The sequence below is a fragment of the Egibacteraceae bacterium genome (assembly GCA_040905805.1).
Classification (GTDB): Bacteria; Actinomycetota; Nitriliruptoria; order Euzebyales; family Egibacteraceae; genus DATLGH01.
This window is the reverse complement of record JBBDQS010000054.1, coordinates 1-7,523: the sequence shown is the minus strand read 5'-3', so window position 1 is coordinate 7,523 and position 7,523 is coordinate 1. Positions and strand designations below refer to the sequence as shown.

The 7,523-nt window shown below is 73.2% G+C and carries 6 protein-coding genes; 2 read left to right on the top strand and 4 right to left on the bottom strand.

Features of this window, described 5'->3' with window-relative positions; all coding sequences use genetic code 11:
* Positions 1–839: 839 nt before the first annotated feature.
* Positions 840–1,784 (bottom strand): sigma-70 family RNA polymerase sigma factor, encoded by a 945-nt coding sequence (locus WD250_06860; protein ID MEX2619922.1) that lies wholly within the window; start codon positions 1,782–1,784, stop codon positions 840–842.
* A gap of 294 nt (positions 1,785–2,078) precedes the next feature.
* Between WD250_06860 and WD250_06855 the strand changes: the two genes are divergently transcribed.
* Entirely contained in the window at positions 2,079–2,525 is a 447-nt protein-coding gene (locus WD250_06855) for a phage holin family protein (GenBank protein MEX2619921.1), read from the top strand.
* Positions 2,495–2,950: a DUF4235 domain-containing protein gene (locus WD250_06850; GenBank protein MEX2619920.1), complete on the top strand. Its 456-nt coding sequence runs from the start codon at positions 2,495–2,497 to the stop codon at positions 2,948–2,950. Before WD250_06855 ends, WD250_06850 begins: the two co-directional genes overlap by 31 nt.
* On the opposite strand, the gene WD250_06845 is transcribed toward WD250_06850, so the two are convergent.
* From WD250_06845 to WD250_06835, 3 genes are all read right to left on the bottom strand, one after another.
* Positions 2,947–3,708 carry a hypothetical protein gene (locus tag WD250_06845; GenBank protein ID MEX2619919.1) on the bottom strand — a complete coding sequence of 254 codons (762 nt, stop codon included), beginning with the start codon at positions 3,706–3,708 and terminating at the stop codon, positions 2,947–2,949. The two genes, WD250_06850 and WD250_06845, sit on opposite strands and share 4 nt — an antisense overlap.
* Complete coding sequence (locus tag WD250_06840) at positions 3,708–6,749, bottom strand: DEAD/DEAH box helicase (GenBank protein ID MEX2619918.1); 3,042 nt, start codon at positions 6,747–6,749, stop codon at positions 3,708–3,710. Before WD250_06840 ends, WD250_06845 begins: the two co-directional genes overlap by 1 nt.
* An 82-nt stretch (positions 6,750–6,831) precedes the next feature.
* A partial coding sequence (locus tag WD250_06835) for a hypothetical protein (GenBank protein MEX2619917.1) occupies positions 6,832–7,523 on the bottom strand: 692 nt, incomplete at its 5' end.

Here is a 7,523-nt window from a genome sequence, read left to right as displayed (position 1 = left end):
CGGTTGCTGCGGCGGTCCAGGCTCATGGGGTGCAAGGCTCCTCGCAGGGTGGGCGCGCGACCTGGTGGCCGGGCGGTCGGTCCTCGCCGTGCGGCGTGTCCCGGCGAGGGCGGTCACCCACGTGTTGCTGGTTCGTCGTCCTGCCCGCCCACGGGGATGGGTGCGTGCGTCCACGCCCGCTCTGCCACTCCCGGTCGACGATGTGGGGGCATTGCCACCTTACCCCCGAACACAACGGGCAAACCGTCCTCAGGTTGATACCTATCTATAATAGTATGCACCTTTCAGGGAACGGCGAAGTGTCCGCGTTACGCGCACCCACGCCGGCAAAGTGTCCGCGTTACGACGTGTCCATACGGCGGCTCCCCCGGGCGGCCAGGGCGAGCCACGACGTGCTCCCCGTCCGCCAGCAGGCGTGTGCGCATGCTGGTCGGCCCATTCTGCGACAGCTTGTATGGCCTTCAACTTGCTGCAATGCAGATCGCTCGACGAGGTGCGGAATTCCCTGGACTCGCCGGCGACCGCCCCTTCTCGAACGGCAGAGACTACCGTGTGACGTGGCCCAGGGACGCAGCCGCTCGGCGCTGCGCCCGTCGCCCGCAGCACGCAACCTCTCCGGCTCCATGATGTCGTTACCTCGGACGTGCGATGGCGTGCTCAGTGCGGGCCCACCCGCAGTGGGACGGGGATACGCAAGGATTGAGGCTGATCGCGTACATCGGCGTCCTGGCAGCGAGCAGCACCATGGCGTTGTACTACCTGCTCGCCAAGCCGGAGACCCGCATCACGACACGGAACACGTCGGGCGGGCTCGCGGTGCCGCCTGCGTCGCGCGGAGGTTAGGCCGCCGTGTCGGACAGGGCGCGCCCCCGCGACGGGTGGCGAAGCTTTGACAACGCCCGAGCCTCGAGCTGCCGGATGCGCTCACGGGTCAGGCCGAAGTAGCGACCCACGTCGTCGAGGGTGCGCGCCTCACCATCGAGCAGTCCGAAGCGCAGCTCCAGGATCGTGCGCTCCCGGTCGGGCAGGCCGGCCACGACGTCGAGCAGCTCCTTGCGCGCCAGGCCCTTGGCAGCCACCTCCAACGGGTCGTCGGCGTTGCGGTCCTCGATGAAGTCGCCGAGCTCGGCGTCGCCGTCCTCGCCGACCGGGGTCTCCAGGGAGGTCGGCGTCCGCGCGTACGTGAGCAGCTCCTCGACCAGCTCCACCTCTTCGCCGAGCTCCAGGGCGAGCTCGTCGAGCGACGGCTCGCGCCCGTACTGCTCGGCGAGGTCGCGTTGCATCGACAGGGCGCGGCGCACCCGCTCCATCATGTGGACCGGCAGGCGGATCGTCCGGCCCTTGTCGGCCACGCCCCGCCCGACCGCCTGGCGGATCCACCAGGTGGCGTAGGTGGAGAACTTGTAGCCGCGGCGGTAGTCGAACTTCTCCACGGCCCGCAGGAGACCGAGGTTGCCCTCCTGGATCAGGTCCAGGAGCGGCAGGCCCTGGCCCTGGTAGCGCTTGGCCACGGAGACCACCAGCCGGAGGTTGGCCTGCACGAGGCGCTCTTTGGCGCGCTTGCCGTCGCGGTCCACCAGGTTCAGCTGCCGGCGGCGGGTGGGAGTCGCCCGTTTGCGCTCACCCAGGAGCCGTTCCGCCTCCAGACCGGCCTCGTAGCGTTTGGCGAGGTCGACCTCTTCCTCGGCGGTCAGCAGTGCAGTGCGGGCCATCTCCCGCAGATACAGCTGCACGTGGTCGTGCAGCGGCATCTCCTCGACCATTTGTGGCACGGTGGCAGTCACCTTCCCCTGGTTAGTGCGGGGGCGGGGGCAACCCGCCGCCAAATTGACGAGGCCCCGCACCGGCGGGTGGTATCGGGCAGGGACATGACCCTGGTCACCCTCGATACTGGCCTCTTAGGGTACGACGAACCTCCCCGGTGAAGGCAAGCACTTTGTTGTGGAGATCCAACTGTAGCGTGCCGACCGCGTCTGTCCGTGTGAATGCCCATCCGACCGGGTAGGTCGCCGGGTAGGCTGCCACGGAATTCTCGGGAATTCTCGGTGGGAGACCGATTTTGGGCAGGGAGAACGCCGATGACCGCAGAACCCAAACCACCGTTCGGCCACGCCGGCCGGGTGCGCGGGCTGTTCGCCCCGCAGCCGTCCGTCGGGGCGGGCGAGGCGGCCAAGGCCGTCGCGGAGGACGCGAGCGCCCTGGTCCGCGCCGAACTGGCGCTCGCGAAGGCCGAGCTCACGCAGGCCGCCTCGGCCAAGGCCACCGGCGCAGGGCTGCTCGCCGGCGCGGGCGTGATGGGCTGGCTGGCGTTGCAGGGCTTGCTCATCACCGCCGCGCTGGCGCTCGCGCTGGTGCTGCCCGGGTGGGCGGCCGGGCTGATCGTGAGCGTCGTGCTCCTCATCGTCGGCGGGGTGCTCGCTCTGGTGGGCAAGCGCCTGCTGGCCACACCGGTCACGCTGGACACCACCAAGCGCAACCTCGAGGAGGACGTCACGTGGACCAAGTCGCATCTGGCCAGGCGGTAGGGTCACAGCCGCCCACCGCGCAGGCAGCCGGGGAGCACAACGGCCTGGCCGAGCGGGTGGCGGCGGTCCAGGCCGCGCGGACACAGCTTGGCCGGGACCTGGACCGGCTTTCCGTCGAAGCACGCGCACAGATGGGCTCGACCATGGAGAAGATCGCCTGGAAAGTCGCCGGCCTCGGATCGGCGATCCTCGCCGGCATCGCCATGCGCAAGGCGCTGACCTCCGGCTGGGAGAAGGTCCGCCACGAGGAGCCGCCGATGAACCCCGCCAACCCCGGCACGAGCTGGGGTGAGGCGGTGGCGTGGACGATGGCTCTCGGCGCGGGGGTGGGGGTCGCGCGGATGCTCGCGAGTCGTGCCGCAGCGGCGGGCTGGCAAAAGGCCACCGGTGCCCTGCCTCCGGGCCTGGAGGACCGACAGGCCTAACGTCGCTCGTCGTCGTCGAGCCCTGCCGCCCAGCGGGCAGCGCGCTCGACCAGCGGTCCGAACAGCTCGTCCGCACTGGGCCCTCGCGGCCATCCAGGCGGGTCACCGAGCAGCCGCAGGGGGGCGCCACCACGGTCGGGGACCTGGCCCGAGGGCAGGTGGAGGTCCTCCAGCGGGGCGCGGTTGCGGGCCCAGCCGGCCGGGGGGAGGTCGGTGAGCGGGACGGACACGGCGCGGTCGGCCTGCTGGGCCCGGTTTGCCGCAAGGTCGGCGAGGAGCCGTTCGCGCCCCCGCCCGCGCAGGTGCAGCAGCGTGAACGGGTCGTCGGCGATCTGCTCGCTGGTCGCCTCCCAGGTCGCGGCGACGTGCGCGCATGGTCGCACCGCACCGCAGCCGCAGGTGGTCGTCACGTCGTCGGGTCCGGGCAGCAGCGCCACCCCGAGGTCCGCCAGCTCCTCGGCCAGCCCCTCCGGCTGCAGACCGGCGAGGAGGCGGGCGCTGTGACGCAGCTGCCCGGCCAGCAGATCCACGACGGTCGCCCACTCGCGGGCCGTCAGGGTCGCTACCGTCACCTCGACGACGCGGGCCGTTGACTGGCGGCCCTGCACCCGCCCCGCCACGAGCCCGGCCGACACCCGCAGGTCGGTGACCCGTCCCGAGCGGTGGTAGGCACGGCCCTTCACGACCTCGCGGGCGACGGCCTCGTTCTGTGTGGCCAGCAACGACCGCCAGTGCGCCTCCCAGGACTGCGCAGCCATCAGGAGGCCTCCTGGATGCCGGACACGTCGCCGACGTCCCAGTCGTCGCCGCCGTCGTCGATCGTGGCCTGTGGCGACAGTGCGACCAGATCGGCGAGCTCGGCGTCACCAAGCTGGGTGATCCAGGCTTCGCCGGCCCCGACGACCTGGGCGGAGAGGTCGCGCTTGCGCTCGATGACCTGCGCGATGCGCTCCTCGACGGTGCCCGCGGTCATCAGCTTGTGCACCTCGACGGTCCGGTGCTGACCGATGCGGTGTGCCCGATCGGTGGCCTGGTCCTCCACCGCCGGGTTCCACCACCGGTCGTAGTGCAGGACGTGGGTCGCCGCGGTGAGGTTCAGGCCGGTACCACCGGCGCGCAGGCTGATCACCAGCACGGGCGGCGCGTCCACGTCCGTCTCGTCGCCTTGGAACGCCGCGACCATCCGGTCGCGAGCCGGCGCCGACACCCCGCCGTGCAGGAACGGCACCGCCGTCCCGAGGTCGGCGCCGAGCTGCTCCACCAGGAGACGACCCATGGCCACGTACTGGGTGAACACGAGCACCTGGTCGCCCGCCCCCACCGCCTCCGCGACGATCTCGCGGGCCGCGGCGAGCTTGCCGGAGCGCCCGAGCAGCGTCGGATCGCGCTCACCGAGGAGCTGCGCCGGATGGTTGCAGACCTGCTTCAGCGCGGTCAGCAGCGCCAGGACGCGTCCGCGGCGCTGGATCGGCGAGGCCCCCGCCAGCCCCTGCGGGCCCTCGTCGAACGCCCGGTTGACGGCGGCCTGGTAGAGCCGCGCCTGCTCCACGGTGAGGGCGCAGGGCACGGTCCGCTCGATCTTCGGCGGCAGCTCGGCCACCACCGTCGGGTCGGTCTTCTCCCGTCGGAGGATGAACGGCGCGACCAGCCGGCGCAGGCGGGCTGCGACACGGCGGTCACGGCGCTTCTCGATGGGTGCGGTGAAGCGCCGACCGAACACCGCTCGGCTGCCGAGGAAGCCGGGATTGGTGACGTCGAGCAGCGCCCACAGCTCGGACAGGCGGTTCTCAAGGGGCGTGCCGGTGAGCACGACCGTCTGCTGCCCGCGCAGGAGGCGGACCGCCTTCGCCCCTGCAGTGGACGGGTTCTTCACGTGCTGGGCCTCGTCGAGCGCGACGACGTCCCAGTCGATCGCCGTGAGCGGTGCCACGTCGCGTCGCAGGGTGCCGTAGCTGGTCACGACGACCCCGGTGGTGCCCCGCAGGTCCGTGGCGCGCCCCGCGCCGTGGAACCGCACGACGTCCAGGTCGGGGGCGAAGCGGGCGAGCTCGCGCTCCCAGTTGCCGACCACGGAGGTGGGGCAGACCACCAGGTGCGGCCCGCTCCCCCGGGTGAGGAGGTAGGCGATCAGCTGGATGCCCTTGCCGAGCCCCATATCGTCGGCGAGCACCGCCCCGAGCCCCAGTGCGCGCATGCCCTGCAGCCAGGCGACGCCCCGGCGCTGGTAGGGCCGCAGCTGCCCGACGAAGCCAGGCGGGGTCGATGCCGCCGGCGGCTCGTCCGCGGTCGCGGCGAGCTGCTCGAGGAAGCGGGCGACGCCACCGCCCGCGACGACGTCGACGTCCTGGCCCTGCGCGTCGTCGTCGCCGAGGGAGGCGGTGCCCTGCAGGCCCAGCGCGAGGGCCTCGGCGAAGGGCAGCTGCCCGCCTCCCGGAGGGGGGCGCTGCTCGCGCACGGCGCTCAGCTGGGCCTCGTCCACGCGCACCCAGCGGCCGCGCCAGTGCACCAGGGGCGAGGACAGGTCGAGCAGGGCGTCGAGCTCGTCGCCCGACAGCGGCTCGCCGCCGAGGGCGACCTCCCAGGAGGTGGCGGCCATGAGGCCGTGCACGGAGTCCGCCGTGTCGCCACCGTCCCCGGATGTGACCACGCCGGCCTCGGGCATGTCGACACGCAGTCGCACCCGCAGGTCGTCTCTGGCCAGGTCGTCGGGCAGGACGAGCACCGCACCGGCCTGGGTCAGCGCGGGGGCCGCCTCGCTGATCAGCTCCCATGCCTGGGCGAGGTCGAGGACCACGCGTTCGGGTGTCGGCTCGCGCAGCGCCGCGTCGAGCGGCTGGTAGACACGGGCGCAGCGCCCCAGGCCCCGCAGCAGCGCCTCCTGGCGGACGGTGTCCTCGGCGGACCAGACCGCGCCGGCGGGCACCCACGTGTCTGCGGCGGTGCGCAGGCCCAGCTCAAGCAGCCAAGAGCCCTCCTGGGTGGCCGGGGCCTGCAGGCGCAGCTCGGGCGACTCACCCTCGGGGGCCGCCGTGCCACTCACCAGCCAGCCGTTGACGCCGGCCACGATCTCCTCGGCGTCGTCACGGAGGGGCACGTGCGCATCCTCGAAGTCGGTGAGGGCCTCCGCCCACCGGGCGGTCCACGGCAGCAGCCGGTTGCGCGGTCTGGTGCCCGAGGGGGACGGGTTCGCGGAGCGCGCGGCGAGGTCCGCCACCGCATCCAGGAAGGCGCACAGGAGCGCGGCGGCGTCCCACACGGTGTCGATGCCGTCGGCCAGCACGTGGCCCGACGGCGGCATCGCCGCCGCCAACCACCCCACCAGGGCTTCGTGCTCGCTGTCGGGCCCGGGCCAGGCCTTCCAGGCGCCGAAGACCGTACCGTCCTCCGCCCTGGTCAGGGTCGGCGCCAGCCGCCGGCTCGCGACGGCGCCCACCCCCAGACGCGCGGCGAGCGCCCAGGCCCGCAGCGAGTCCGGCGGGCGTCGGTAGGTGGTCGGCTCGTCCACGCGCAGCGCCAGCAGACCGTCCAGCGCGTCGGCGAGGTCGACGGCGTGCACGGTGAGATCGCGCAGCGCCACCTTCCCCTCGGCGACGACGGCCAGACGCGCGTCACCGGCCTGGCCCTTCGGCAACCCGAACCGCTCGGCGTGTGCGGCCAGCGCCGCATGGTCCCCGGTCTCGGAGTAGAGGGCCAGCCGGCCACGCGCGGGCACCAGCGCATCGGGCAGGAACACCGCGTCGACGCCGCGGGTGATCCAGTCGGACCGGGTGGCGGGAGGATGGTCGGAAGCGGTCTGCACGGCACCTCTGGGAACGGGGGAGGGTGAACCCGACCACGCTACCCGGCGGGCGCCTCCTGCGCCCAACCCGGCAGGCCCGCGATCACGGCGAGGGCGGCTCCGGGGTCCCCTCGACCTCCACCAGCAGCTGGCGGACCGCGGCGACGGGGATCTGCCCGCCTTCTGCGGCTCCCAGCAGGTCGCGCAGCACCGCCGCCACCGCGGCCCGGCCCGGAGCCGGGGGCCAGCGAGGGACCGCCGCCACGGCCGGCGTGGGGGGCACCGCGGGGGCCTCACCGCCCGGAGGGCCGTCGAACAGCGGGCGCTGGCTTCCCCGCGGGCTCCGGCTGCGAGCCTCGAACTCCGCCGGCGTGGTGCCGGCGATGGTGGCCGCCCACCAGGTGAGGCCCCGGTCCCACGTGGTGCCCGCCGGCCGCCGGGTCGGCAGACGACCGCGGAACGCCACGTCGGCCACGACGCCCACCACCACGTCGGCCACGAAGGGGTCCGTGGCGAGCTCCGCGCGCAGCCGGTCCAGGAACGCCGCGGTGGGCGCTTGGCCGGTCAGCTGGCGGGCGATCTCGTCGAGGACGGGCCGGGACCGCTGCAGCCACGCCCACGCGTGGGCGGGGACCTTGGGCAGGCGCGCCGGGGAGGCAAGGGGATCGACCACGATCCCCAGGCTCACCGGTCGACGAGGACGGGTCAAGGATGCGCCACCAACCAGAGCATCGCCTCCGCAAGCTCCGGCGATGCACCAGATCAGCAGTGTCAGGGCGTCGCTGCGCGACGCCA